At 34.8% G+C, this 465-nt stretch carries 1 protein-coding gene; it reads right to left on the bottom strand.

The genetic code is table 11. The features are described 5' to 3' along the window. Nucleotides 1-161 precede the first annotated feature (161 nt). A partial coding sequence (locus JHD69_RS21185) for a hypothetical protein (RefSeq protein WP_233166131.1) occupies nucleotides 162-465 on the bottom strand: 304 nt, incomplete at its 5' end.

Raw genomic sequence — 465 nt, 5'->3', positions numbered from 1 at the left:
ATTTAATCCAGAAGTAAGAGGCATAAACACTCAATTTAATGAGTAGCTACTTATTAAGGCACAAGTCATCTACACTCATTGTCCAGCTCACATAAGACTTCCGCCAGACTAGGTGCCAGATGGAGATGGGGATTTGTATTAGAGATAAACTCTTAGATATATTAATACGACGGGCCTCTTAATGGAGAAAATAAAATACAGGAATAGACAAAATTTAATATGATAAGGCTTGTTAAAACAAAGACAATCCAACTTCCATTTGAATTTTTATGTTCGGACCAATTGTCGAATTTTTTCACGTAATAATTCCATCGGGCATCTTTAAAAACCACAAACCATTTGGAACCGACAATAACGGCAAAAACAACAAATGGAACAACTCCAAACTCACTTTTCCGTTGCGACAATACGTCTAAGTAATTTATAATAGAAAAATAAATCGATAGCTCCAGAAGAGCAACACAT

Source organism: Pedobacter sp. ASV12, assembly GCF_016429155.1.
Taxonomy (GTDB): domain Bacteria; phylum Bacteroidota; class Bacteroidia; order Sphingobacteriales; family Sphingobacteriaceae; genus Pedobacter.
This window is presented reverse-complemented; position numbering and strand designations above follow the sequence as displayed.